20 protein-coding genes are annotated in these 24,838 nt (G+C 71.8%); 10 read left to right on the top strand and 10 right to left on the bottom strand.

Translation table 11 applies throughout. The features are described 5' to 3' along the window. Positions 1-102 precede the first annotated feature (102 nt). A complete protein-coding gene (locus tag ACFVXJ_RS24345; protein ID WP_389664658.1) occupies positions 103-1,383 on the bottom strand; it encodes an extracellular solute-binding protein in 1,281 nt (426 codons plus the stop codon). 166 nt (positions 1,384-1,549) lie between these two features. Here ACFVXJ_RS24345 and ACFVXJ_RS24350 point away from each other — a divergent pair, with 166 nt between their 5' ends. Beyond that, on the top strand, positions 1,550-1,765 hold the full coding sequence (locus ACFVXJ_RS24350) for a dodecin (protein ID WP_361307529.1): 216 nt from the start codon (positions 1,550-1,552) through the stop codon (positions 1,763-1,765). A 132-nt stretch (positions 1,766-1,897) separates the two neighbouring features. Here the strand turns inward: ACFVXJ_RS24350 and ACFVXJ_RS24355 are convergent, their stop codons facing one another. Then, entirely contained in the window at positions 1,898-2,395 is a 498-nt protein-coding gene (locus ACFVXJ_RS24355) for a hypothetical protein (protein ID WP_389664660.1), read from the bottom strand. A 66-nt stretch (positions 2,396-2,461) separates the two neighbouring features. On the opposite strand from ACFVXJ_RS24355, the gene ACFVXJ_RS24360 reads away from it, so the two are divergent. After that, positions 2,462-3,490 carry an MsnO8 family LLM class oxidoreductase gene (locus tag ACFVXJ_RS24360; protein ID WP_389664661.1) on the top strand — a complete coding sequence of 343 codons (1,029 nt, stop codon included), beginning with the start codon at positions 2,462-2,464 and terminating at the stop codon, positions 3,488-3,490. Between the two features lie 10 nt (positions 3,491-3,500). Continuing rightward, the gene (locus ACFVXJ_RS24365) at positions 3,501-5,891 is read left to right on the top strand and encodes an ABC transporter (RefSeq protein ID WP_389664662.1); all 2,391 of its coding nucleotides are present in this window, start codon (positions 3,501-3,503) and stop codon (positions 5,889-5,891) included. Positions 5,892-6,043: 152 nt separating this feature from the next. Here ACFVXJ_RS24365 and ACFVXJ_RS24370 read toward each other — a convergent pair whose 3' ends face one another. Then, entirely contained in the window at positions 6,044-7,981 is a 1,938-nt protein-coding gene (locus tag ACFVXJ_RS24370; RefSeq protein ID WP_389664663.1) for a family 20 glycosylhydrolase, read from the bottom strand. A gap of 454 nt (positions 7,982-8,435) precedes the next feature. Between ACFVXJ_RS24370 and ACFVXJ_RS24375 the strand changes: the two genes are divergently transcribed. After that, the gene (locus ACFVXJ_RS24375; protein ID WP_389664665.1) at positions 8,436-10,322 is read left to right on the top strand and encodes a glycoside hydrolase family 15 protein; all 1,887 of its coding nucleotides are present in this window, start codon (positions 8,436-8,438) and stop codon (positions 10,320-10,322) included. Then, positions 10,315-11,721, top strand: a complete 1,407-nt coding sequence (locus tag ACFVXJ_RS24380) for an MFS transporter (RefSeq protein ID WP_389664667.1) — start codon at positions 10,315-10,317, stop codon at positions 11,719-11,721. The genes ACFVXJ_RS24375 and ACFVXJ_RS24380 overlap by 8 nt, the downstream gene beginning before the upstream one ends. A 90-nt stretch (positions 11,722-11,811) precedes the next feature. Here ACFVXJ_RS24380 and ACFVXJ_RS24385 read toward each other — a convergent pair whose 3' ends face one another. From ACFVXJ_RS24385 to ACFVXJ_RS24400, 4 genes are all read right to left on the bottom strand, one after another. Further along, entirely contained in the window at positions 11,812-12,456 is a 645-nt protein-coding gene (locus ACFVXJ_RS24385) for a hypothetical protein (RefSeq protein ID WP_389664669.1), read from the bottom strand. Between the two features lie 175 nt (positions 12,457-12,631). Further along, complete coding sequence (locus ACFVXJ_RS24390) at positions 12,632-13,372, bottom strand: succinate dehydrogenase/fumarate reductase iron-sulfur subunit (protein WP_389664671.1); 741 nt, start codon at positions 13,370-13,372, stop codon at positions 12,632-12,634. Further along, positions 13,369-15,360, bottom strand: coding sequence for a fumarate reductase/succinate dehydrogenase flavoprotein subunit (locus ACFVXJ_RS24395; protein ID WP_389664673.1), 1,992 nt, complete (start codon positions 15,358-15,360; stop codon positions 13,369-13,371). Before ACFVXJ_RS24395 ends, ACFVXJ_RS24390 begins: the two co-directional genes overlap by 4 nt. A gap of 1 nt (position 15,361) precedes the next feature. After that, positions 15,362-16,066, bottom strand: coding sequence for a succinate dehydrogenase (locus tag ACFVXJ_RS24400; RefSeq protein WP_389664675.1), 705 nt, complete (start codon positions 16,064-16,066; stop codon positions 15,362-15,364). A gap of 95 nt (positions 16,067-16,161) precedes the next feature. Between ACFVXJ_RS24400 and ACFVXJ_RS24405 the strand changes: the two genes are divergently transcribed. Next, entirely contained in the window at positions 16,162-17,040 is an 879-nt protein-coding gene (locus ACFVXJ_RS24405; RefSeq protein WP_389664676.1) for a LysR family transcriptional regulator, read from the top strand. 43 nt (positions 17,041-17,083) lie between these two features. Here ACFVXJ_RS24405 and ACFVXJ_RS24410 read toward each other — a convergent pair whose 3' ends face one another. Next, complete coding sequence (locus tag ACFVXJ_RS24410; RefSeq protein ID WP_389664678.1) at positions 17,084-17,743, bottom strand: TetR family transcriptional regulator; 660 nt, start codon at positions 17,741-17,743, stop codon at positions 17,084-17,086. A gap of 106 nt (positions 17,744-17,849) precedes the next feature. On the opposite strand from ACFVXJ_RS24410, the gene ACFVXJ_RS24415 reads away from it, so the two are divergent. Next, entirely contained in the window at positions 17,850-18,923 is a 1,074-nt protein-coding gene (locus ACFVXJ_RS24415) for an FAD-dependent monooxygenase (RefSeq protein WP_389664680.1), read from the top strand. Between the two features lie 103 nt (positions 18,924-19,026). Here the strand turns inward: ACFVXJ_RS24415 and ACFVXJ_RS24420 are convergent, their stop codons facing one another. After that, positions 19,027-21,180 (bottom strand): putative bifunctional diguanylate cyclase/phosphodiesterase, encoded by a 2,154-nt coding sequence (locus ACFVXJ_RS24420; protein ID WP_389664776.1) that lies wholly within the window; start codon positions 21,178-21,180, stop codon positions 19,027-19,029. Positions 21,181-21,311: 131 nt separating this feature from the next. Beyond that, positions 21,312-22,142 (bottom strand): SAM-dependent methyltransferase, encoded by an 831-nt coding sequence (locus ACFVXJ_RS24425; protein ID WP_389664682.1) that lies wholly within the window; start codon positions 22,140-22,142, stop codon positions 21,312-21,314. A gap of 880 nt (positions 22,143-23,022) precedes the next feature. Here ACFVXJ_RS24425 and ACFVXJ_RS24430 point away from each other — a divergent pair. The 3 genes from ACFVXJ_RS24430 to ACFVXJ_RS24440 all read left to right on the top strand — a co-directional run bounded on the left by ACFVXJ_RS24430 (position 23,023) and on the right by ACFVXJ_RS24440 (position 24,817). Further along, positions 23,023-23,175: a hypothetical protein gene (locus ACFVXJ_RS24430; RefSeq protein WP_389664684.1), complete on the top strand. Its 153-nt coding sequence runs from the start codon at positions 23,023-23,025 to the stop codon at positions 23,173-23,175. A gap of 46 nt (positions 23,176-23,221) precedes the next feature. Then, positions 23,222-23,992 carry a hypothetical protein gene (locus ACFVXJ_RS24435; RefSeq protein WP_389664686.1) on the top strand — a complete coding sequence of 257 codons (771 nt, stop codon included), beginning with the start codon at positions 23,222-23,224 and terminating at the stop codon, positions 23,990-23,992. Positions 23,993-24,211: 219 nt separating this feature from the next. Next, positions 24,212-24,817, top strand: a complete 606-nt coding sequence (locus tag ACFVXJ_RS24440) for a hypothetical protein (protein ID WP_389664688.1) — start codon at positions 24,212-24,214, stop codon at positions 24,815-24,817. Positions 24,818-24,838: the final 21 nt, after the last annotated feature.

Below are 24,838 nucleotides of genomic sequence, written 5' to 3' on the forward strand. Positions count from 1 at the left end.
TGGCTCCTTTACTTCTTCCGTGACCGGCTGGATTCGACATGACCGCTCAGCGGCGGCGGGATGTGCGGACGCTGAACTCGGTGCTCGGACGGTGTGGCGGCCTCAGCGTCGGCTGTTGAGGATCTTGCCGATCGCGTCGGACGCGGTCGCCGCCGCCCGCTTGGGGTCCTGACCGGTGAGGACGGCCGTCATGAACGGCTTGATCGGGTTCTTGGCCTCGACGTCGGCCCAGTGCGCGGAGTTCGGGGTGGCGCGGCCCTGGGCGGCGCCGGTGGCCATGGCGGTGGCGCCCTCGTCGCCCTCGACGACGTGGGCGAGGGTCGTCTTGTTGGGCACGTAGCTCATGGTGGTGGCGAGTTCGGTCTGCCACTTTTCGCTGACCAGCGCGGTGATCACGTCGACCGCCTGGGCGCGCCGCTTCGTCTTCTCCGGGATGATCAGGTCGGAGCCGCCGGTGAAGACGGCGCCGGGCTTCTCGGCGGTCTTGCCGGGGATCGGGAAGAAGCCGAGCTTGCCCTTGAGCGCGGGGTTGGCCGCCTCGATCTCCCGGGCCTGGCCGGGCGGGGCGATGATCTGGGCGACCTGGCCCCGGGCGAAGACCTGGGACTGCGGGGGCGTTTCCTCGTCGGCGTCCTTGGGGCCGTCGCCCAGGCTCTGGAGCTGCTTGTAGAACTCCATCGCGGACAGGGCCTTCTCGTCGTCGAGGGCGCCGGACCATTCGCCGCTGTTCTCGACGGCGAGGTCGCCGCCCTCGTCCCAGACGAAGCCGGCGAGGACGTACCAGTTCTGGCCCGGCAGGTAGATGCCCTGCTGACCGCCCGTTTCCCCCTTGTTCCCCTTGTCGAGCCTCTGGGTGGCCGCGAGCCATTCCTGACGGGTCTTCGGTGTGCTCTTGACGCCGGCGCTCGCGAAGAGGTCCTTGTTGTAGATGACCACACGGTTGGCCGCGTACCAGGGGACGCCGTACTGGGCTCCGTCGACGCTGCCGGGATCGGACAGGCCCCGCAGCCAGTCGTTGCTGCCCCAGGCGCGCAGTCCCTCCAGGGTCAGTTCGCGCAGCCCGCCGGTCTCCACGTACTGGGCGACCTGGGTGTTGCCGACCTCGATGACGTCGGCGTTCTCCTTGCTCTTGCCTTCGAGGACGGCGTTGACCTTGTCGACGACGCCCGTCCATTCCTGGATCTTGACGACGAGGTCGATGTCGGGGTGTTCCTTCTCGAAGTCGGCGGTGAACTTGGCGATGAAGTCGTCCGACGCGCTTCCCTTCATGAGCCACAGCGTCACCCTTTCGGGCCCCGCCTCCGATCCGGCCGACCCGGCGCAGCCGGAGAGGGCGGTCGCGGCCGCCAGGGCGGTGCACAGGGCGAGGAAGCGCATCTTCACGGAAAGTCACCTTCTGGGGACGGATCTCAGATGGCTTGAAAATTGGCATGGACCAATGGGCTGGTCAAGACCTTCCGCCTCGGGACTGTTCACGCAAAGTTCGCGGGAGCGGAGTTACTGGGGCACCGTGGAACCAGACAACAGCGACCACTGTCGGGAGACGCCCATGTCCCAGCACACGTACCGGGTGACCGAAATCGTCGGCACGTCCCACGAGGGCATCGATCAGGCCATCCGCAACGGGATCGCGCGAGCGGGCGCGAAGCTGCGCAACCTGGACTGGTTCGAGGTCACGCAGGTGCGCGGGCACATCGAGAACGGCGAGGTCGCCCACTACCAGGTGGGCTTGAAGGTGGGCTTCCGGCTCGACGACGAGGACTGACGGGGACTGACAAGGGCTGATGGCGGCTGAAAGCCTGGGCGGGCGAAAGCCCGGGCGGGCGGACCGGACCACGCCGTCCGGCTTCGCGTCGGAGGCGGCCGGGCGGAACGTCGGGTACGGTCCGGCGCCGCGTCAGGTGCGGCCCTCGGTCTCCTGGGCGGTGGTGAGTTCCGGCGCGTCCGCCGCCCAGTCGGCGAGCACCACGCGGAAGCCCGCCTCCCGGGCCGCCCGGCAGACCAGTTCGTCGTCGTCCACGAGCATCCGCACCTCCCGTCCCCGGGCGATCCGGCCGAGCACCTCCAGTTTGGTCGCCCGGGCGGGACGGCGGTCCCGGTCGCCCCGCATCCACAGCGGGCCCTCGGGCAGTCCGTGCCGTGCCAGCCACTCGACCGTGTCCGCCCGGCAGCGCTCCGGCCGCCCGGTCAGGTAGACCACCTCGCAGTCGGCCGCGCTCTCCACGGCCAGGGCCACCCCGCGCGCGAGCGGCGGATCGGCCGGGGCGGCGGCGAAGAAGCCGTCCCAGTCGCGCGGACGGCGCTCCAGGAAGTGCTGGCGGTGGTCGGTGTCGGACAGAGTGTTGTCGATGTCGAAGACGGCCAGGGGCCGACGAGCGGCGCTCTCAGGGGACATGGCGCAAGGGTAGAGGCCGCTCCCCGGCTTCGGGAATCCTGGCGGTCCGCGGACGTTGAGCAGTGTGTGATCCCGAGAATCTCGATACTCGACCGGTCCCGCACCCGGGTGGGGCACCCCGCCCCGCAGGCCCTGCGGGACACCGTGGACCTCGCCCGTGCGGCGGAGCGGCTCGGCTACCACCGCTTCTGGGTGGCCGAGCACCACAGCGTGCCGGGCGTGGCGGGTTCCGCGCCGACCGTGCTGGCCGCCGCCGTGGCCGCCGCCACCCGGCGGATCCGGGTCGGTACGGGCGGGGTGATGCTGCCCAACCACCGGCCGATGGTCGTCGCCGAGCAGTTCGGGGTGTTGGACGCCCTGTTCCCCGGCCGCGTCGACATGGGCCTAGGCCGCTCGGTCGGCTTCACCGACGGGATCCGGCGGGCCCTGGGCCGGGACACCGGGGACGCGGACCGGTTCGAGGAACAGCTCGCCGAGCTGCTGGGCTGGATCGACGGCACCCAGCGGGCCCACCCCGAGGTGCACGCCCGACCGGCCGAGGGGCTGCGGCTCCCCGCGTACGTACTGGCCAGCGGCGAGGGCGCGCGGATCGCGGCGCGGGCCGGGCTGCCGGTGGTCGTGGGCGACCTGCGGTCCCGCGGCCGGGTGGCCGGGGCCGTGGCGGCGTACCGCGAGGAGTTCCGGCCCTCGCCGTGGGGCGCGCGGCCGTACGTGGTGGTCTCGGGGACGGTGGCGGTCGCGGCCACCGAGGAGGCCGCCCGGCGGATCCTGGTCCCGGAGGCCTGGTCCCTCGCGTACTCGCGCACCCGGGGCTCCTTCCCGCCCCTACGCCCGGCCGAGGAGATCGCGGCGCTGGAGATGACCGCGAAGGAGCGCGAGCTGTACGAGGGAGCGCTGCAAGGGCACGTCCACGGCACGGAGGAGCAGGTCGCGGCGGAGCTGACGGAGGTCGCCGGGGCGTTGGGCGCCGACGAGCTGCTGGTCACGACGTCCACCTACGACCGTACGGCGCTGCTGGACTCGTTCACCCGGCTGGCCCGGCTCGCGGGCCTGACCGCGGCAGGAGCGGGGGCCGCGGTGGGCGGCGAGCCCTAAACTGGGGCGAATGCACCCGCAGACCGCTCCGCAGACCCACGCCCACGACCCCTACGTCCGGGTGCGGGGGGCCCGGGAGCACAACCTGCGCGGCGTCGATGTGGACATCCCGCGCGACGCGCTCACCGTCTTCACCGGTGTCTCCGGCTCCGGCAAGAGCTCCCTCGCCTTCGGCACGCTCTACGCCGAGGCCCAGCGTCGGTACTTCGAGTCCGTGGCCCCGTACGCCCGGCGGCTGATCCACCAGATCGGCGCCCCGAAGGTGGACTCCGTCACGGGACTGCCGCCCGCCGTCTCGCTGGAACAGCGGCGCTCCTCCCCCGGAGCGCGCTCCTCGGTCGGCACGGTGACGATGCTGTCCAACTCCCTGCGGATGCTGTACTCCCGTGCCGGCACCTACCCCCGGGGCGCGGCACGCCTCGACTCCGACTCCTTCTCCCCCAACACCGCCGCCGGCGCCTGCCCGTCCTGTCACGGCATCGGCCGCGTCCACCACACCAGCGAGGAACTCCTGGTGCCGGACCCGGACCTGTCGATCCGTCAGGGGGCGGTCGCCGCATGGCCGGGCGCCTGGCAGGGCAAGAACCTGCGGGACATCCTGGAGGCGCTCGGCCACGACGTGGACGCGCCCTGGCGGGAGCTGCCGGCGAAAGACCGCGCGTGGATCCTGTTCACCGAGGAGCAGCCGGTGGTCACCGTGCACCCGGTACGGGACGCCGACCGCATCCAACGCCCCTATCAGGGCACCTACATGAGCGCCCACCGCTATGTGATGCGGACCTTCGCCGACAGCAAGAGCGCCACCCTTCGCGCACGCGCCGAGAAGTTCCTCACCGACTCGCCGTGCCCGCGCTGCGGAGGCCGCAGGCTGCGGCCCGAGGCCCTCGCCGTGACCTTCGCGGGGCGCACGATCGCGGAGCTGGCGGCGCTGGCGCTGACCGACCTGGACGAGCTGCTGGCCGCCACGCCCGCCGCCGGGGAGGCGGCGCGGGTGCTCATCGAGGACCTGCGGGCCCGGATCGGGCCGATCGCCGAACTCGGGCTCGGCTACCTGAGCCTGGACCGGAGCGCGCCCTCCCTGTCGGCGGGCGAGTTGCAGCGGCTCCGGTTGGCGACGCAGCTGCGGTCGGGGCTGTTCGGGGTGGTGTACGTACTGGACGAACCGTCGGCGGGGCTGCACCCGGCCGACACCGAGGCGCTGCTCGGCGTACTGGACCGGCTCAAGGCCGCCGGGAACACGGTGTTCGTGGTGGAGCACGACCTGGCGGTGGTGCGGCACGCGGACTGGCTGGTGGACGTCGGGCCGTTGGCCGGGGAGCACGGCGGGCGGGTGCTGCACAGCGGGCCGCCGGAGGCGCTGGCGGGGGTGGCGCGGTCGGCGACGGCCCGGCACCTGTTCGGGCCGGGCGGGTCGGCCCCGGCCCGGGCGGCGCGCACCGCGACGGGTGCGGTGCGGCTCAGCGGGATCGAGCGGCACAACCTGCGCGGCGTGGACACGGAGTTCCCGCTCGGCGTGTTCACGGCCGTCACCGGCGTCTCCGGGTCGGGGAAGTCGACGCTGGTCGGCCAGGCGCTGGCCGGGGAGGTCGGGGAGCGGATCGCGGACGCCCGGTTCCCGGTGCGGCGGCTGGTGGAGGTGGACCAGAAGCCGATCGGTCGCACTCCGCGCTCCAACCTCGCCACGTACACGGGGTTGTTCGATGTGGTGCGCCGGCTCTTCACGTCCTCCCCGCAGGCGCGGGAGCGGGGCTGGAAGGCGGGGCGGTTCTCCTTCAACGTGCCGGGCGGCCGCTGTGAGACCTGCCAGGGCGAGGGCTTCGTCTCGGTGGAGTTGCTCTTCCTGCCCAGTACGTACTCCCCCTGCCCGGACTGCGCGGGCGCGCGCTACAACGCCGAGACCCTGGAGGTCCGCTACGAGGGGCTGAGCATCGCGGAGGTGCTGGCCCTGACGGTGGAGTCGGCGTCGGAGTTCTTCGCCGGGGTCCCGGCGGCGGCGCGCAGCCTGCGGGCGCTGGAGGACATCGGGCTGGGCTATCTGCGGCTGGGGCAGCCGGCGACGGAGTTGTCGGGCGGTGAGGCGCAGCGGATCAAGCTGGCGACGGAGCTGCAGAGGCTGCGCCGCGACCACACGCTGTACCTGCTGGACGAGCCGACGACGGGCTTGCACCCGGCCGACGTGCGGGTGCTGCTGCGGCAGTTGCACGGCCTGGTGGACGCCGGGCACTCGGTGGTGGTCGTGGAGCACGACATGGCGGTGGTGGCGGGTGCGGACTGGGTGATCGACCTGGGACCGGGCGGTGGGGCGGACGGCGGACGGGTGATCGCGGCCGGAACCCCGGCCGAGGTGGCGCGCACCCCGGGCAGCGCCACGGCGCGCTATCTGGCGCAGGCCCTGGGGTGAGCCGGCGCGGTCGGTGAGCCGGCGCGGTCGGTGAGCCGGCGCGGTCGGTGAGCCGGCGCGGTCGGTGAGCCGGCGCGGTCGGTGAGCCGGCGTGGTCGGTGAGCCGGCGGGATCCTCGCCGTTCGCGTCTGGGAGGCTCGGGCGATGTGCCCCTACTGGTGGGTCGGGTCCCCGTACGCCTCGAACTCGTAGAGGGAGTACCCGTACGCCATGCCGCGCCGGGTGCCGTACACGCGGATGTAGCGGCCGGAACCGGTCAGGCCGGTCAGGTCCTGGACGGCGCCCGCGCCGGTGGTGGTGGAGTAGACGGTGCGCCAGGTGGCGGCGTCGTCGGAGAGCTGGATCCGGAACGACTTGCCGTACGCGGCCTCCCAGCGCAGCACCACGCGGTCGACGCGGCGGACGGCGCCGAGGTCGACCTGGAGCCACTGCGGGTCGCGGTACGCGCTGGACCAGCGGGTGCCGGGATCGCCGTCGGTCGCGGCGGCAGCCGGGAAGTTCGCCGTCTCGGTGCTGGAGGCGATGGTGGGACGGCCCAGGGTCAGGTTGTCCGGTCGGGCGACGCCCGGCCAGGCGGGGTTGTGGCCCACGGCCGCCACGATCGGGGTGAAGGCCGGGTAGGTCGCCGCCGGCTTCGGCGAACCCCAGGTCTGCTGGGCCAGGGCGCGCAGCGGGTACATGATCCCCGCCGCGATCTGGTCCTCCGTCTCGGCCGTGGGGTTGTCGCACCAGACGTGGAGGAGCGAGCCGGGGTTCTTCGCCGGGTCGGAGAGGGTGTTGCCGCCCTCGAAGCGGTCCGCGGTCCAGGTCTCGTACATCCACGTGGTGTCCGGTTTGGCGCCGCCGAGCACGTAATAGGTGGGCGTCCAGGATGCGTTGGCGACGGTGTGCCCGGCGGCGGCCAACTGCTGTGGGGTGAGGCCGTAGGTGTACCAGTACTCGACGACGATCGCGGGGTTCGGGGTGAGCGTCCCGTCGCCGGACTTGATGCCGTCGTTCCACATGCGGGTGGTCTTGCCACCCGCCCGGACCAGCGCGTCTGCCCAGTTGACGAACCCGTAGTAGGTGTCCTTGGCGGTGGCGTTCGCGCCGTAGTGGGCGCGGGCGTAGGACAGGAGCTGGGGGTACTTGGTGTAGTCGGTGACGTATTCGTCCGCTCCGATGTGCCAGTACGGCCCGGGGAACAGGGGCAGGTACTCGTCGATCAGGTCTTCGATCAGCGTGTACGAGGCGGGGAGGGAGAGGTCGATGAAGTCGGGGCTGAGGGCGCCGGAGCCGCTCTTGAGTTTGAGTTCGGGGTGCGCGGCCAGCACCGCGTTCATGTGCCCGGGTGTGTCCACCTCCGGGACGATGGTGACGTGGTACTTGCGGCCGAGGGCGATGAGGTCGGCGATGTCCTGCTTGGTGTAGTGGTCGGCGGAGACGATCTCCGGGTGCGTGGAGCTTTCCAGACGGAAGCCGAAGGTGTCGGAGAGATGGAAGTGGAAGGTGTTGAGCTTGAGGTAGGCGAGTTCCTTGATGTGCTGCTTGAGCCAGTCGACGGTAAAGAACTTCCGCCCCTGGTCGACCATGAGCCCGCGCTCCGGCTTGGCGGGCCAGTCGACCGCCGTTCCGGCCGGCACCGATGTGGACTGGTGGAGCAGTTGCAGGACGCTGCGCGTGCCGTTGAAGGCGCCGGTGTCGGTGGCCGCCCGGATGGTGACGGAGGCGGCGACGGTCATCCGGTAGCCCTCGGCGGGCAGGGTGGGCTCCCCGAGGGTGAGGCCGATGTCCCCGGGGGCCGGGGCGGCGCTGACCACGGCCACGCTGCGGCCGGTCAGGGCGGCCAGGTCGTCGGCGAAGGTGGCCGCCTCGTCGGCGAGTTGGGCGGTGTAGGCGGGGTCGACGGCGATGCGGGTGGCGGTGGTGAAGGTGTACGTACCGGCACCGGCCGTCCATTGCCGCAGGGCCGGTACGGTCTGCGGCGGCGCGGCTGCGGCCACCGGGGCGGCGTGGGCGGCGGCCACCGGGGTGGGGTGGGCGTCGGCACCGGGGAGGGCCGGCGCGCAGACCGCGCAGACGGCGGCGATCAGGAGTCCGAGCAGACGCATGGCTGCCTCCAGCCGCTGTGGCCGCGGAGCGGAACGGGGCTCAAGTGCAGCCTAGTGCCGCGTACATGTCAATACTTGCTCGGAACCCGGCCGGATCGAGCACGGTCGCGCAGTCCGATGCCCGTCCGGACACCCGCCGTCGAACGCCGCGTGCGACCGTCTCGGGCAGGCCGCGGCAACGTCGCCGCCGTCCACGACACCCCGGTCGAACTCGCTCACCACCGAGCGCCGGCGCCCCCACCCTCGCCTTCCGCATGCGCGGCGACGAGGTTCGGCGCACGCTGAGACCATGGGGGCACATCTCGGAGCCGAGGGCACCCTGCCGCAGTGGCGTGCTGCCACGCCCCCCGGTCGCCGACGCCTCCGGCCGCCGGGACGGCGAGGACGTGCCTCACGCAGCTCGTGACCCGCTTCCGAGCTGTCCGGCGCTTCGGTTTGGCGCGAAGGAGGGCTAGTGAACCGTTACCCACCCATTGCCGAGCACGGCATGGTCGGCGATCTCCAAACGGCCGCGCTGGTGTCTTCCGGCGGAACGATCGACTGGTGGTGCACGCCCCGCTTCGACTCCCCGAGCATCTTCGGATCGCTGCTGGACAGTGATCGAGGAGGCTACTGTCGGCTCACCGCGGACCTTGCGGAGGGGAGCGGTGCGACGGTTCGACAGCTGTACCTCTCCGATACCGCCGTCCTGGTCAACCGTTTCCTCGCACCCGGCGGGGTCGGCGAGGTGGCCGACTTCATGGCACCGATCGAAGGCGGCGTCGCCACGGACCGCCACCGCATGGTCAGGGTCGCCCGGGTGGTCCGGGGCAGCCTGACCTTCACGTTCGATTGCCGCCCGGCCTTCGACTACGCCCGTGCGCCCCACACCATCACCCGCTCCGACGACCACTCGGCGCTCTTCCACGGGCCGGGAACCGATCTTCATCTCCAGTCCACCGGCCACATCACACTGACCACCGAAGGTGACGGCCTGACGGCCCGTTTCACCCTTGAGGCCGGTGAAGTGGCCGCCTTCGTGCTGACCAGTTCCGCGAGCGGCGGCGCCGTCCCGCCGCAGCCTTCCCTCGACGCCGTCGCCGAGGAGCTGGAGGCCTGCCGCACGTTCTGGCACACGTGGTTGCGCTCCTCGACCTATCGCGGCCGTTGGCGGGACATGGTCAACCGCTCGGCGATCACCCTCAAGCTGCTCACCTACGCCCCCACGGGAGCGCCCATCGCCGCGGCGACCATGGGACTGCCCGAACAGATCGGCGGTGAGCGCAACTGGGACTACCGGTACACCTGGGTGCGTGACGCCTCGCTGTCGGTCCGGGCCCTGATCGACCTGGGCTTCGAGGACGAGGCCCACGCCTTCCGGCGCTGGTTGCGCGACCGCATCGAGGCCGGCGCCACCGCCTCGGGCGACCCCCTGCAGATCATGTACCGGGTCGACGGGGAGCCCCATCTGACCGAGGAGACCCTCGACCACCTGGAGGGCTACATGGGCTCCTCCCCGGTACGGGCGGGCAACGCGGCGGCCGACCAGCTCCAGCTCGACATCTACGGCGAGGCCGCCGACGCCCTCTTGGTCGCCGGTGACATAGGAGCCATCCGCGGCTGGAAGGCCATCAGCGACGTGCTGGACTGGCTCGCCGACAACTGGGACCGCCCCGACGAAGGCATCTGGGAGACCCGCGGGGGTCGCCAGGACTTCACCTACAGCCGGTTGATGACCTGGGTCGCCTTCGACCGCGGCGTACACCTGGCGACCGACCATTCCCGTCCCGCCGACGTCCCCCGCTGGACGCGGGCCCGGGACGCGGTCTTCCGGCAGATCGTCGAACGCGGGTGGAACGAGGAGCGGCAGGCGTTCGTACAGCACTACGACACCAACGTCCTGGACGCCTCACTGCTGCTCATGCCCCGGGTGGGCTTCCTCTCCCCGAAGGACCCGGCCTGGCTGACCACCCTCGACGCCATGGACCAGGAACTGGTCAGCGACAGCCTGGTCTACCGGTACGACCCGGAGGCCTCCCCCGACGGTCTGCGCGGCTCGGAGGGCACGTTCAACCTCTGCAGCTTCCTCTACGTCGAGGCTCTGGCGCAGTCCGGCAGACTGCACCAGGCCCGGTACGCCTTCGACAAGATGCTCACCTACGCCAACCACGTAGGCCTGTTCGCCGAGGAGATCGGGCCTTCAGGCGAACAACTGGGCAACTTCCCCCAGGCGTTCACCCATCTCGCCCTGGTCGCCGCGGCCATGGCTCTGGACGAACAACTCGACAAGGCCGAGACGCGGCCGCAGAGCAGCCCCGGACATCTGCGTCCCCCGAGCCGAGGAGGCGGGGCCGGTGCCTGACGTGGGCACCTCGGGAGCCCCCTCGACGGCTCGACGGCGGGTCCTGGCACCCCTCGCCCTCGCACAGTTCATCTGCAGCTTCGCCGGCTCGAACATGAACGTGATGATCAACGACATCAGCGAGGACCTCGACACGACCGTGCAGGGCGTGCAGGTCGCGATCACGGTCTTCCTGCTCGTCATGGCCGCGCTGATGATCCCCGGCGGCAAGCTGACCGACCGGTACGGTCGCAAGCGCTGCTTCCTCGCCGGCCTGGCCGTGTACGGGGTCGGCGCCCTGCTGACCGCCGCCGCCCCGGGCCTGGGCGTCCTGATCCTCGGCAACTCGATCCTGGAAGGTGTCGGCACGGCCCTGCTCATCCCGCCCGTCTACATCCTCGCCACGCTCCTCTTCACGGACATGACCTCTCGGGCCCGCGCGTTCGGAGCCATCATGGCGTTGGGCGGCATCGGCGCCGCCGCCGGGCCGCTCATCGGCGGGCTCATCACCTCATGGATCAGCTGGCGGGCCGCCTTCGTGTTCCAGGCCGTGGTGATCGCAGTGATCATCTTCCTGAGCCGTCACCTCGAGGACCCCCTGCCGCCAGACCCGACGCGCCCCTTCGACACCGTCGGAGCCGTACTCTCGGCCGCCGGCCTCGTCCTCGTCGTCATGGGCATCCTGGCCGCCGACAACAACCTCTGGCTGATGATCGGCCTGCTCGTGCTCGGCGCACTGACCCTGCTGTGGTTCTTCCGGCACATCCGCGGCCGCCAGGCCGCCGGCAAGGAACCGCTGCTGTCCACCAGCCTGTTCCGCAACCGCACGTCCAACCTCGGCATGATCACCCAGAACGTCCAGTGGCTGCTGCTCATGGGCTCCTCGTTCACCGTGGCGGCCTACCTCCAGGTCGTGCGCGGCTACAACGCCGTCCAGACCGGCGTCATCTTCACCGCGGCGACCCTCGGCCTGCTCGCCTCCTCCCTCGCCGCCGAACGTCTCGCGAAACGCCGGGCCCAGCGCACGCTCATCACGACGGGGTTCGCCCTCGCGATCGTCGGCATCGTCATCCTGATCGCCATGGTCAACAGCTTCGCGAGCGCCTGGGCCTTCGCCCCCGGGCTCCTGCTGCTCGGGCTGGGCCTGGGTGTGATGCTCACCCCCTCGGTCAACGTCGTCCAGTCGAGCTTCCCCGAGGCGCGGCAGGGCGAGATCTCCGGCCTCTCCCGCAGCGTGTCGAATCTCGGCTCGTCCCTGGGCACCGCCGTGGCCGGCACGATCCTCGTCGCCGGACTCAGTACCGGCGCCTACGCCGCCGCGATGATCGTGCTCGCGGCCACCGGGCTCATCGGACTCGCCGCCGCGGTCTCCCTGCCCAGGAACGAGGCCAAAGCCGACGCCGCGGGCGCTCAGCTCTAGGAGGGGTTTCCCGGACCGACGAGCCGGCGGGCTCCCTACCGGTCACCCTTCGCCGGAGCCCGATCGACGTACCAGGCGTCGCCCGACGTGTTAGGCGTCGCCGGGCAACAGGTGTTGCGGGAGTTCGCGGAACTCCCATCGGCCCTGGTGGCGGGTGAACATCCAGACCAGGTCATGGCGGTCGGGCCAGGCGGCGGGGACGCCGAGGACGTGGTGGGCGCCGAGGGCACGGACCAGGCCGGGGATGCCGGAGTGCTCCCAGCAGACGAGTACGGGCATCCGCGCGGCCAGCACCGCCTGCGCCAGGGCCGGCTCCGCCCCGACGGCGAACTCGCCGCGGACGGGCAGGCGCAGGGCCGCCGCCAGCGGCTCCACGGTCTGCTTGCTGCGGGCGGGTGCGGACGGGCCACCGCCCGTCGCGAAGATCACCGTCGGGCGCGGCAGCGGAGCCCGGGCCGTCGGGGGGAACAACCGCGGGAGTTCCTCGGCGCGGCGCTCGCCCCGGCCGGCCAGGGACCCGGGGTGTTCGTTGCCGTCGTCGTCCTCGCCGGTGTCCCCGGGGGGCGGCTGCTCCCCGTGCCGGATGATCATGACGAGGGCGTCCTTGGGACGAGCCTTCGGGCCGGGGGCCGGGCGCGCGGACTCGGTGGTGCAGCCCGCCACCGCGAGCGGGGCGAGGGCGGCGGCCAGCACGGCTCGGCGGCGCGGTCCGGACCCGGCGGGGGCTTGTGGCATGGGGTCACTGTCCCCCACGGCCGGGATGCCGCCCGGGCGCGGCGCGACGTACGGCCACCACGAGCCCCCGGTCGGCGGATCGGCACCCTCGTTCGGGTCCCTCGTTCGGGTCCCTGGCTCGGATCCGTCGTCGGTCCCTCCGCCGGGGTCTCGCCCGGCCCGAGGGCGGTGGGCGCTACCCCTTGCGGACCGCGCGGAGCCACTCCTTGTTCATCGCGGCGATCGACGGCAGCGGGATGCCCTTGGGGCAGGCCGTGGCGCATTCGCCGGTCAGGGTGCAGCCGCCGAAGCCTTCGCCGTCCATCCGGGCCACCATGTCCAGGACCCGGGTCTCCCGCTCGGGCGAGCCCTGCGGCAGCACGTTCAGGTGGTTGACCTTGGCGGAGGTGAACAGCATCGCGGAGCCGTTGGGGCAGGCCGCCACACAGGCGCCACAGCCGATGCACTCGGCGTGTTCGAAGGCGTAGTCGGCGTCGGCCTTCGGCACCGCGTTGGCGTGCGCCTCGGGGGCCGAGCCGGTGGGGGCGGTGATGTAACCGCCGGCCTGGATGATCCGGTCGAAGGCGCTGCGGTCGACGACGAGATCCTTGACCACCGGGAAGGCCGAGGCCCGCCACGGTTCGATGTCGATGGTGTCGCCGTCGGCGAAGGCCCGCATGTGGAGCTGGCAGGTGGTGGTCCGCTCGGGGCCGTGGGCGTCGCCGTTGATGACGAGGCTGCACGCGCCGCAGATGCCTTCGCGGCAGTCGTGGTCGAAGGCGACCGGATCCTCACCGCGCAGGATGAGGCCCTCGTTGAGGGTGTCGAGCATCTCCAGGAAGGACATGTCCTTCGATATGCCGTCGACCTCGTAGGAGGCCATGGCGCCGGGGGCGTCGGCGTTTCGCTGGCGCCAGACGCGCAGGGTGAGCTTCATGCGTAGCTCCGCTGGGTGGGGTGGACGTACTCGAAGACGAGGTCTTCCTTGTGCAGGACGGGCGCCGCGCCCGTGCCCTGGTACTGCCAGGCCGCCGCGTAGCCGAACTCCTCGTCCCGGCGGGCGGCTTCGCCGTCGGGGGTCTGGGACTCCTCGCGGAAGTGGCCGCCGCAGGACTCGGCGCGGTGGAGCGCGTCGAGGCACATCAGCTCGGCCAGCTCCAGGTAGTCGACGACGCGGTTGGCCTTCTCCAGCGACTGGTTGAACTCCTCGCCGCTGCCCGGGACCTTGATCCGCCGCCAGAACTCCTCGCGGATCCGCGGGATGCGGGCGAGGGCCTTGCGCAGGCCGGCGTCGGTGCGGGCCATGCCGCAGAACTCCCACATGAGCTCGCCGATCTCGCGGTGGAAGGAGTCCGGGGTGCGGTCGCCGTCGACGGCGAGCAGCTTCGCGAGGGTGTCGCGGGTCTCACGGACGACGGCCGCCGCCTCGGGGTGGGTGTCGTCCACGGTGTCGTGGTGCGGGTTGCGGGCCAGGTAGTCGTTGATGGTGGAGGGCAGGACGAAGTAGCCGTCGGCGAGGCCCTGCATGAGCGCGGAGGCGCCGAGCCGGTTGGCGCCGTGGTCGGAGAAGTTGGCCTCCCCGATCGCGAACAGGCCGGGCACGGTGGTCTGGAGGTCGTAGTCGACCCACAGTCCGCCCATCGTGTAGTGGACGGCCGGGTAGATCCGCATGGGGACCTCGTACGGGTTCTCCGCGGTGATCCGCTCGTACATGTCGAAGAGGTTGCCGTACTTCTCGGCGACCTTGTCCTTGCCCATGCGGCGGATGGCGTCCGCGAAGTCGAGGTACACGCCCTGACCGCCGGGGCCCACGCCACGGCCCTCGTCGCAGACGTTCTTCGCGGCACGGGAGGCGATGTCGCGGGGCACGAGGTTGCCGAAGGAGGGGTAGATCCGCTCCAGGTAGTAGTCGCGCTCCGCTTCGGGGATCTCCGCGGCGGGGCGGGTGTCCCCCTTGGCCTTCGGGACCCAGATGCGGCCGTCGTTGCGCAGGGACTCGCTCATCAGCGTCAGCTTCGACTGGTGGTCGCCGGTGCGCGGGATGCAGGTGGGGTGGATCTGGGTGAAGCACGGGTTCGCGAAGTAGGCGCCGCGCCGGTGCGCCCGCCAGATGGCGGTCGCGTTGGAGTTCATGGCGTTGGTGGAGAGGTAGAAGACGTTGCCGTAGCCGCCGCTCGCCAGGACGACGGCGTCGGCGTAGTGCGTGCCGATCTTCCCGGTGATCAGGTCACGGGCGACGATGCCGCGCGCGACTCCGTCGACGGTGATCAGGTCGAGCATCTCGGTGCGGGCGTGCATCTCGACATTGCCCGCGGCGATCTGGCGCGACAGCGCCTGGTAGGCGCCCAGGAGCAGTTGCTGGCCCGTCTGGCCGCGGGCGTAGAAGGTGCGCGAGACCTGGACGCCGCCGAAGGAGCGGGTGTCGAGGAGACCGCCGTACTCGCGGGCGAAGGGGACGCCCTGGGCCACGCACTGGTCGATGATCTCGACGGAGATCTGGGCGAGGCGGTGGACGTTGGACTCGCGGGCGCGGAAGTCGCCGCCCTTGACGGTGTCGTAGAAGAGGCGGTGTACGGAGTCGCCGTCGTTGCGATAGTTCTTGGCGGCGTTGATGCCGCCCTGGGCCGCGATGGAGTGGGCGCGGCGCGGGGAGTCGGAGTAGCAGAACTGGACCACGTGGTAGCCCTGTTCGGCGAGGGTCGCGCCGGCCGCGCCACCGGCCAGGCCGGTACCGACCACGATGACGGTGTGCTTGCGGCGGTTGGCCGGGTTGACCAGCTTGGCCTCGAAGCGGCGGCGGTCCCAGCGTTCGGCGATGGGGCCGGCGGGGGCCTTGGTGTCGATGACGGGCTCGCCGGTGGTGTAGCCGGCGTAGTCGCCGTTGTCGGTGGTCTCGGTGTTGTCGGCGTTGTCGGTGTTGCTCATCTCAGCTCACCACTCCGGTCATGACGGCTACGGGCACGGACACGAAACCCGCGAAGAGGACGAGGGCCAGGGCGTTGGCCAGGAACCTGAGGGACCGCTCGCGTCGGGCGTTGCCGGCGCCGAGGGTCTGGGCGGCGCTCCAGAAGCCGTGCCGCACGTGCAGGCCGAGCGCCGCCATGGCCACGATGTAGATCGTGTTCCCGTACCAGGTCGAGAAGGTGGCGACGACGTTCTCGTAGGGGTGGCCGGCCCACGCCCGCTCGTTGACGGTGAGGGTGGTGAGGTCGAGGAGGTGCCAGACGATGAACAGGGCGAGGATGACGCCGCCCCAGCGCATCGTGCGGGTGGCATAGCTCGCGCGGCGCCTCTTGTGGGCGTACTTGACGGGGCGCGCCTTGATGTCCCGGCGGCTGAGCTGGTAGGCGCAGACCGCGTGCGCGACGACGGCGGCGACGAGCACGACGCGGACGATCCACAGGGCCCACTCGTGGTGCAGGAACGGAGATCCGAGGGTACGCAGCCAGTGCGCGTAGCCGTTGAACTCCTCCGACCCGAAGAAGATCTTCAGGTTGCCCAGCATGTGGACGACCAGGTAGCCGAGCATGATCAGGCCGGAGACGGCCATCACGGACTTCTTGCCGACGGTGGAGTCCCAGAGCGTGCGCGTGGTGGACGGCCGTCGATCCGTCCGCGGTGCCAGAGCCATGGGACGACGGTAGGGACGACGGTCCCGAAAGGTCCAAGACATGATGGAGCTGCACTCGATAGGCCGTGCCTATGGGGGCCCGATATCCTGGGCTGATGCAGTTCCAGCAGCTTCTCTATTTCGTGGCGGTCGCCGAGACCCGGCACTTCACCCGCGCGGCGGAGCGGGTGCATGTGGCACAGCCGTCGCTCTCCCAGCAGATCAGGGCCCTGGAGCGGGAGCTGGGGGCGGAGCTGTTCAGCCGGGCGCGGGGGAACATCGCCCTGACGGATGCGGGAGAGGCGCTGCTGCCGCTGGCCCGGCGGATCCTGGCGGACGCGGACACGGCGCGCCTGGAGGTGCAGGAGCTGGCGCAGCTGCGACGCGGGCGGGTGCGGCTGGGGGCCACGCCGAGTGTCTGCACGGGCTTGCTCCCGGACGTACTGCGTGCCTTTCACACCGCGCACCCGGGGATCGAGTTGCTGATCGAGGAGAGCGGTTCGCTGGACCTCGTACGGGAACTCGCGCGCGGCGTCCTGGACCTGGCGTTGATCGCGCTGCCACTTCCGCCGTCGGCGCCGGCGCTGACGACCGTGGAGCTGCTGACCGAGGACTTGGTGGTGGTCTCGTCGGCGGAGCTGCCGGCGCCGGGCGGGGGCGGCCCGCTGACCATCGCGGCGCTGCGCGACGAGCCGATGGTGATGTTCCGGCACGGCTACGACCTGCGGGACCTGACGGTGGCGGCTTGCCGGGCGGCCGGCTTCGAGCCGGCGTTCACGGTGGAGGGCGGCGAGATGGACGCGGTCCTCGGCTTCGTGCGGGCCGGGCTCGGTATCGCGGTGGTCCCGGCGATGGTCGTCGACCACGGCGGGCCGGGCCTGCGCGCCACCCCGCTCGCGGGCTCCCCGCTGCGCCGCACGATCGCCCTCGCCCACCGCACCGATGTCGCTCCCCCGCGCGCGGCCCGCGAACTCAAGCGGATGCTGCTGTCCTGACGCCGCATGCACCGCCCGGCCGGCTCCCAAAAGGCGCGGGGCGTCAGGACCGGCGTATGGAGAGGGTGCGGTCGAGGCCGTCCGCCAGCATCGCGAAGGCGTGTTCGGCGTCGGCGACGGCGGTGGGGTACGCCGCGTCGGCGCTCTGCCCTGCGGCGAGGCGGTGGTAGTTCTCGCGGCCCAGTTCGTGGCGGACCGTCACCAGGTGCTGCGCCGCGAGCCGCGCGGCGAGCGGGGCGACCCGCTCCTCCTCCAGCGCCGCGGCGAGCAGTTCCACCTCGCGGGCGGTGTAGTGGCCGAGCCGGGATTCCAGGCTGCCGGTGGCGTACAGCAGCCCTTGGAAGGCGAGCACGTTCGGGTGGTCACAGAGGCCGGTGATGGGATCGCGCTCGGCGAGCGCCGCCAGGAAGTGCGCGCGCAGGGCACCGACCGGGCTCTGGTCCGGCTCGCGGTCGCGCACCAGGCGGGCGGCCTCGTCCTGATGGTCGGCGAACCGGTCGAGGACCAGGTCCTCCTTGGTCGGGAAGTAACGGAACAGAGTGGGTTTGGAGACCTCCGCCGCGGCGGCGACATCGGCCACGGACACGGCGTCGAAGCCGCGTTCCAGGAACAGTTCGAGCGCCGTGGCCGCCAGGTGGTGGCGCGTGCGCAGCTTCTTGCTCTCGCGCAGACCTGTCGTGCGCGGATCGGTGGTCTTTTCCATGTCCCGAGCGTACCACGGAATTTCTGACTCGGTTATTTTTTTAACCGGGTTGCTTTTTTCTCCCGGAGCGGCTTTCCTTGGGGCAACGACGAGCAGAGGACATCCCATGACCGACGTACTGATCTCGGGCTCCGGCCCGACCGGATTGACCCTGGCCTGCGCCCTCGCGCTGCGCGGCGCCGCCGTGCGGGTCCTCGAACAACGCCCCGCACCGCACCGCGAGTCCCGCGGCAAGGGGCTTCGGCCCGGCAGCCTGGAGATCTTCGAAACCCTCGGGGTGGCCGCGGCCGTGAGGGCCGTGGGCAGCCGGAGCGTGGTCCTGCGCAAGTACTTCGACGGGGAGCCGGTCGCGGACACCTTGGTCGACGACGGCGGCCTACTGATCGGGCAATGGCAGGTCGAACAGGCCCTGCGCGACCGGCTCGCCGGGCTCGGCGTCCGCGTCGAGTACGGGTCCCGGCTTGTGGCCGTCACCCAGGACGCGACCGGCGTGCGAGCGGAGCTCGCGGACGGCGGCGTGGTGACCGCCGGCTACCTCGCCGGATGTGACGGCGGACGCAGCACCATCCGCCGCCTGCTCGGCATCCCCTTCGAAGGAAGCACCCGGGAGGAGCCGGCCATGGTCCTCGGGGATGTGCGGGCGCCGGGGCTCAGCCGGGACTTCTGGCATCAGTGGTTCACCTCGGAGGGCGGCGGGATACTGCTCTGCCCCATCCCGGGGACGGACGGCTTCCAGCTCCAGGCCGCGCCCGAGGCGGACGGGGAGGGTGGGTATGTGCCGCCCTCGTTGGAGAGCTTCCAGCGGATCTTCGACCGGTGCGCCCGCATGCCGGGAATCAGCCTCACCCATGCCACCTGGCTCTCCGACTGGCGGATCAACGTCCGCGTCGCCGCCCGCATGCGTGCGGGAAGGGCCTTGCTCGCCGGTGACGCGGCGCACGTCCATCCGATAGCCGGCGGCCTGGGCATGAACACCGGCATCCAGGACGCGGTCGCCCTCGCCCGGGCCCTCGCCGCGGCGCTCGGTGACCCGGCCCGGCAGGAGGACGTGCTCGACGCCTACGAGGCGGAGCGCCTGCCGGTGGCCATGGAGGTGGTGGCCGACACGGCGCGGCGGTACGAGCGGGTCGTGGACGCCGTCCGGACGCCCGGCCGGGGGACGGAGGTGGGCCTGGCCTGATCCCACCGGGCCTGCCGCGTCGCCTCCGCGACTCCGCGACTCCGCGCCCCCTCGGCGACTCCGCGACTCCGCGATGCCGGGCGTCGGCGCCCGGGACCGGCCGTCAGGACAGGGTGGGGACGGCGTCCGAGAGGGACAGCGCGTAGATCCGGTCGGCGGAGCCGGGGCGGGCGTAGTACCAGCCCTGGGCGGTGTCGCAGCCGAGCTCGCGGAGCTGGGCCGCTTGGACACCGGTCTCCACGCCCTCGACGGTGACGGCGAGTTCCAGGCTGTGGGCCAGCGCGACGATACCTTGCACGATCTTGACGTCCACGGGGTTGGCCGGCTGCTGCTGCATCCCTTGCGTGAACGAGCGGTCCAGCTTGAGCACGCTGACGGGCAGCCGCCGCAGGTTGGCCAGGTTGGAGTAGCCCGTGCCGAAGTCGTCCAGGGCGATGTCCACGCCGAGGGCGGCGAGCCGGCGCAGCGGTTCCAGGAGTTCGTCGTCGGCCCCGATCAGCGCCGACTCGGTGACCTCCAGGCAGAGCGCGCCCGGGGCGAGGCCGGATGCCTCCAGTACGCGGACGGTGTCGGCGACCAGGCCGGGGTGGTGCAGTTGCGTCGGCGAGAGGTTGACGTTGATGCGCAGCGCGGAGCCGCCGTGCCGGCGCTGCCAGGTGCATGCCTGACGCACGGACTCCTCGAGGACCCAGCGGCCGAGCGGGACGATCAGACCCGTGCGCTCGGCGAGCGGGATGAAGCGGTCCGGGCCCAGCACCCCGTACTGCGGGTGCGACCAGCGCACCAGCGCCTCCGCCCCGTGCACGCTGCCGTCGTGCATGTGCACCAGCGGCTGGTACTCGATGAAGAACTCGCCGCGCTCCAGGGCGGCGGGCAGGGCGTTGGTCAGGCCGTGCCGGGTGATGGCGCGGGCGTCGGCCTCCTCGTCGGCGAACTCGAACCGGTTTCCGCCCGCCGCCTTGGCCCGGTACATCGTGATGTCGGCGCTGCGCAGCACCTCCGCCGGGGTTCGTTCGCCCGCCGGGCCCTCGACGATGCCGATGCTGCCGCGCACCGACAGCTCGCGGCCCTCCAACCGGATCGGGGTGGACAGCGCGGACAGTACCCGGACGGCCATCTCGGTGGCCTTCTCCTCGGTGTCGGAGCCGGTGGTCAACGCCACGAACTCGTCACCGCCGAGCCGGGCGACGACCTCGCCCGGTCCCGTCGCGCAGCTCTGGAGCCGGTCGGCGACCTCCACCAGCAGCCGGTCGCCCGCCGAGTGGCCCAGGCTGTCGTTGACCGCCTTGAACCCGTCGAGGTCCAGGTAGCAGAGGCCGAAGCGGGGTCCGCCGGCCCCGCTCAGGGCCTTCTCCAGCCGCTCGAAGAACAGGGTGCGGTTGGGCAGGCCCGTCAGGGCGTCGTGGGTGGCCTCGTAGCGCAGCCGCAGGTTCAGCAGCCGGCGTTCGGTGGTGTCCTCCATCAGGGCCAGCTGGTACTGCGGCCGCCCTTCGGCGTCCCGCAGCAGCGAAACCGTCAGATTCGTCCACAGGACGGTGCCGTCGTTGCGGTAATAGGGCTTCTCCACCCGGTAGTGCTCGCGCTCCCCGCGCACCAGCTCGCCGTACATCCGCCACACGTGCGGGGTGTCGTCGGGGTGGCCCCACTCGCTGACGTTGCGGCTGCGGACGTGCCCTTCGAGGCCGCCGAACATCTGGAGCAGCGTGTCGTTGACCTCCAGGACGTTGCCCTCCAGGTCGGCGATGCCGATGCCGATGGCCGCCCCCTCGAAGACCGCCCGGAAGCGTTCCTCGCTCGCGTGCAGCGCCTGTTGCGCGTCGGCGCGCGCGGTCAGCGCGGAGCGTGCGATGGCTTCCTGCTCCTTCAGCGTGCGCTCCCGCAGGGCGCGGGCGAACCCGGCCGCGATGCCGTGTTGGAGCCGTGCGCAGCGGGACCGGTACTCCTCGGTGCTTTCCGCCCCCACGCCGTCGGGACCGCAGTACAGCACCAGGTACGACTCGACGACGCCCAGGGTTCCCGCCAGGGCATCCGGGTCGGTGCAGTGCACGGCCACGAGTTCGGCGCCGACCCGCTGGGCGGCGGAGGCGTCGAAGGGCCGGGCGTGCAGGGCGTCGGTGAGCGTGCGCGTCAGCGGGACCAGGTGCCGTTCGAATTCGGGGCGGGTCAGCGAGGTCGCCGTGACGGGAAAGATGGCCCGGCCCCAGATGGTCGCGAACCGCGCGATCCGGTCCTCCAGCCCGCTGCGCTGTTCCCGCACGTCCGCCCGGCCCGCATGCGGGCCGGGCGGAACGTCGCGGGTCGAAGGCTGCTTCGCCGGCGTCACGGCCCCGACCGCCGGTGGACGGGCCGGGCTCGGGCTGACGGGCGGCGGGGTCGGGGCCGGGAGTCTCACGCCTTGCGTCCCACGCCGGCGAAGCCCGAGAAGGCGAACGGGTCCTCCGGCGTGTCACCGTCCGCCGGGGATTCGGTGAGCTCCGGGCGCCAGTCCGGCATCGACACCAGGCCCGGTTCGAGCAGTTCCAACCCGTCGAAGAAACCCGTGACCTCCTCGCGCGTGCGCATCACCAGGGGGTTGCGGATGTCCCGGTAGACGCCGACGGCCCCGACCGCGACCTCTTCGGCGAGCGGGATGCCCTCGTAGGAGGCGTGGGTGAGGATCAGCATGCTGCCGGGGGCGAGGGCGTCGCGCAGCTGGGCGACAGCGGTGTACGGGTCGTCGGTGTCCTCCAGGAAGTGCAGGACGGCGACGAGCAGCAGGGCGACGGGGCGGTCCAGGTCCAGCAGCCGGGTCACCTCGGGCGCGGCCAGGATGTCCTGCGGTTTGCGCAGGTCGGCGGCGACGACGTCGGTCCGGTCGTCACCGGCGAGGACGGCCTGGCTGTGCGCGACGGCCACCGGGTCGTGGTCGACGTAGACGACACGTGCCTCGGGGCTGGCCTGGCGGGCGATCTCGTGGACGTTGCCGAAGGTGGGGATGCCGGAGCCGATGTCGAGGAACTGGGTGATGCCCTCGGCGACGGCGTGGCGCACGGCCCGGCGCATGAACGCCCGGTTGGCCTGCATGATCTTGGGAAGCCCCGGCAGGAATTCCATGGCCCGACGGGCCGCCTGACGGTCGACTTCGAAGTTGTGCGAACCGCCCAGGTAGTAATCGTAGATGCGGGACACGCTCGGCACCGATATGTCGATGCCTGGCGGGGCCCAGGCGGGGCGCTCCATCGGGGTCTCCAAGCCGTAGTCGTGCCGTGGTCCGGGGGGTCGGTCAGGAACCGGACTCCTGTCCGAGCCGAATGTACTGATCATTGGCCAACGGAGCGAGCGAAAGCGGAAATTGGCGATCCGTTCTTGGTCACACACCTAACGCGAGCAGGGGTGTCACCGCACCCCGTGACAGAAACCGACAAATACCTTTTGGGAATTGACCGGCCGGCCATGGAAGACGGTCAAAAGGTGGCTCAAACCACTACGGTCCGAACTCCGCCCGTTCTGGCGAACCACGACCGACCGCCGCGTGCGGGGGCTCGCGCGGGCCCATGCTCCCCGGGTGAACAGAGCATGTGCCCGGCGCCTGCTGGCGGTACCGGTGCTGGTGTGGGCGGCGTTTTCCGTCACACCGGCCGTGGCCGATAGCCGCGCCTCCACGTCGATCGGCCCGGGCGACGGCGGGGCCCCCGCCGGGCCGCCCACAGCCGCCCACGCCATCCTGGCCGGGACCGGCCGGGGTGGCGGACATCACGAAGACGCCCCCGAAGACGGTCATGGGAGCGACCGCGGGAACGGCCACGGCCAGGCGGACGGCGACGGACACGGAGACGGACACGGCTGGGGCCACCACGGCGGGCACCACTGCCCGCCACCGCCACCGCCACCCTGCCCCCCGAAACCCACCCCCACCCCGACCCCGACACCCACCCCCACGCCGACGCCCACACCGCCTCCCCCCTCCCCCGAGCCGACGCCACCCCCACCACCGAAGCCCACGCCACCACCGCCGCCCGCGCCCCCGAGGCCCGCCCCGCCACCGCCGGTGGTCGCGCCCGCCCCGCGCCCGCCTGAACCGGCCCCGGCCCCCGAACCGGAGCCCACGCCCACCCCGGCGGTGACGCCCCCGCCCGTCCCCAAGCCGGTGGCCCGCCCCACCTACCACGCGCCGTCCCGCAAACCGGCCGAACACCACATCTCGCCGGTCACCTTCACGCTCATGACCGCGGCCCCCGCGGTGCTCGCGATCGTCGCGCTGCGCCCCCGCTAGGCCCGGCCCGTAGGCGCCGGCCCCTCACCCCTGTTTTGGAGTCATCGTGTCGGAATGGCTCGTCCTGTCCCTGGCGATGGCCGCGGCCTGCGCCGTGGTACTGAGCATCGCCTTCTTCAACCAGCGCCGGATCGGCGACGACGACGATCCCAGCGAAACCCCGGACGTCATCGAGTACATGACGATGATGATCGGGGTGATCTACGCGATCGTCCTCGGACTGGCCATCGCCGGCGTCTGGGAGGGCCGCGGCGCCGCCCAGGAGTACGTGCGCCAGGAGTCGCAGGCCCTGCACGAGATCAGCGTCCGCTCCGAGGTCTATCCGCCGGAAACCCGCAAGACCATCCGCTCCGACGTAGACGCGTACGTGACGTACGTGGTGGACACGGAGTGGAAGGAGATGGCCGACCACGGCAAGATCACCGACCGCAGCGGCCAACTGTTGGAACGCATCCGCCGGGACGTCACGGACTACGAGCCGAAGACCGACCACGAGGGGCAGGCGTACCAGCCGCTGGTCGACCAGGTCGCGGCGGTGGACGACGCCCGCAACGCCCGCGGACAGAGCGCCCAGGCCACGATGCCGGGGGTGGTGTGGTTCGGTCTGGTCGTGGGGGCGCTCGTGACGGTCGGTCTGATCTTCACGCTCCAGATCCGGCGCTCCTTCCGCGAACTGCTGCTGGCCGGTCTGTTCAGCGCGCTGATCGCCTTCCTGCTGTTCCTGATCTGGGACTTCGACGCACCCTTCGGAAGGGGCATCGCGGCCACCGCCGAACCCTTCTTCGCCCAGTTCCCGCACCTCGGGCTCGGCGACTGAGCGCGGCGGTCGCGCCGCCGACGGCCGGGCGGCCCGACCGCCCCGACAAACCGGGGACGGGGCTCCCGTCCCCGGTTTGGCCCATCGATATGACCCGTTCGCCCGTTCCTGATCGCGAGCTCCCGGACCCCCGCCTAGCGTGACGGACATCGAGGCGCACGTCCCTCCACGTGCGGAAACCATTCCGCGGCTGCTCCTCGGGGATCCGGAGAATCACTCATGGGTGCGATACGCAGCTCCGCCACAGCCCTGCTGAGCGCCGGCGCCACGGGCGTCGTTCTCGCGCTCGGCCCGGCGGGCACCAGCGCCGCCCTCGCGGCCGAGGCCCAGCCCGTCACCCCGTTCGCCTTCGCCATCACCCCGTCGACGGTCGCCCCCGGCGGCCAGGTGGTGCTCTCCGTCAGCGGTTGCGACTCCGCGTTCGCCACCTCCTCCTCCGGGGTGTTCGACACCGTGAGCATCGCGCGTGGGCAGACCGCACGGGTCACCGTCGACCGGGACGCCCGTCCCGGGGCGCTGTATTCCGTCACCTTCACCTGCAACGGCGAGACGCGCTCCGCCGACTTGACCATCGCCGGCGGAACGAGCCGGCCCACCACGAGTTCCACCGTCGGCCCGCCGCGCCGCCTCCCGTTGCCGCCGACCGCGCCGACCGCGCCCGTCGCGCCCGCCTCGAGCGGCACCACCCTCGGCGTGCGCGGTGGCCTCGGCGGCAGCGTCGCCGGGATGGACCTGCTGGAACTGGGCGTCGGAGCCGGCTTCGTGTTGGCCGCCGTGGGCGGCACGGGATACGTGCTGCGGCGTCGCTCCACCCGTGGTCACTGAGCCCGCCGGGCTTCCCGGCGG

The sequence above is a fragment of the Streptomyces sp. NPDC058279 genome, assembly GCF_042881255.1.
Taxonomy (GTDB): domain Bacteria; phylum Actinomycetota; class Actinomycetes; order Streptomycetales; family Streptomycetaceae; genus Streptomyces.

What these genes read in the sequence shown, in the direction of transcription:
- ACFVXJ_RS24350 (WP_361307529.1), top strand. Translation starts at nt 1,550, where the DNA reads ATGTCCCAGCACACGTACCGGGTGACCGAAATCGTCGGCACGTCCCAC.
- ACFVXJ_RS24440 (WP_389664688.1), top strand. Translation starts at nt 24,212, where the DNA reads ATGGGTGCGATACGCAGCTCCGCCACAGCCCTGCTGAGCGCCGGCGCC.
- ACFVXJ_RS24410 (WP_389664678.1), bottom strand. Translation starts at nt 17,743, where the DNA reads ATGGAAAAGACCACCGATCCGCGCACGACAGGTCTGCGCGAGAGCAAG.
- ACFVXJ_RS24370 (WP_389664663.1), bottom strand. Translation starts at nt 7,981, where the DNA reads ATGCGTCTGCTCGGACTCCTGATCGCCGCCGTCTGCGCGGTCTGCGCG.
- ACFVXJ_RS24400 (WP_389664675.1), bottom strand. Translation starts at nt 16,066, where the DNA reads ATGGCTCTGGCACCGCGGACGGATCGACGGCCGTCCACCACGCGCACG.
- ACFVXJ_RS24405 (WP_389664676.1), top strand. Translation starts at nt 16,162, where the DNA reads ATGCAGTTCCAGCAGCTTCTCTATTTCGTGGCGGTCGCCGAGACCCGG.
- ACFVXJ_RS24385 (WP_389664669.1), bottom strand. Translation starts at nt 12,456, where the DNA reads ATGCCACAAGCCCCCGCCGGGTCCGGACCGCGCCGCCGAGCCGTGCTG.
- ACFVXJ_RS24390 (WP_389664671.1), bottom strand. Translation starts at nt 13,372, where the DNA reads ATGAAGCTCACCCTGCGCGTCTGGCGCCAGCGAAACGCCGACGCCCCC.
- ACFVXJ_RS24425 (WP_389664682.1), bottom strand. Translation starts at nt 22,142, where the DNA reads ATGGAGCGCCCCGCCTGGGCCCCGCCAGGCATCGACATATCGGTGCCG.
- ACFVXJ_RS24355 (WP_389664660.1), bottom strand. Translation starts at nt 2,395, where the DNA reads ATGTCCCCTGAGAGCGCCGCTCGTCGGCCCCTGGCCGTCTTCGACATC.
- ACFVXJ_RS24415 (WP_389664680.1), top strand. Translation starts at nt 17,850, where the DNA reads ATGACCGACGTACTGATCTCGGGCTCCGGCCCGACCGGATTGACCCTG.
- ACFVXJ_RS24395 (WP_389664673.1), bottom strand. Translation starts at nt 15,360, where the DNA reads ATGAGCAACACCGACAACGCCGACAACACCGAGACCACCGACAACGGC.
- ACFVXJ_RS24365 (WP_389664662.1), top strand. Translation starts at nt 3,501, where the DNA reads ATGCACCCGCAGACCGCTCCGCAGACCCACGCCCACGACCCCTACGTC.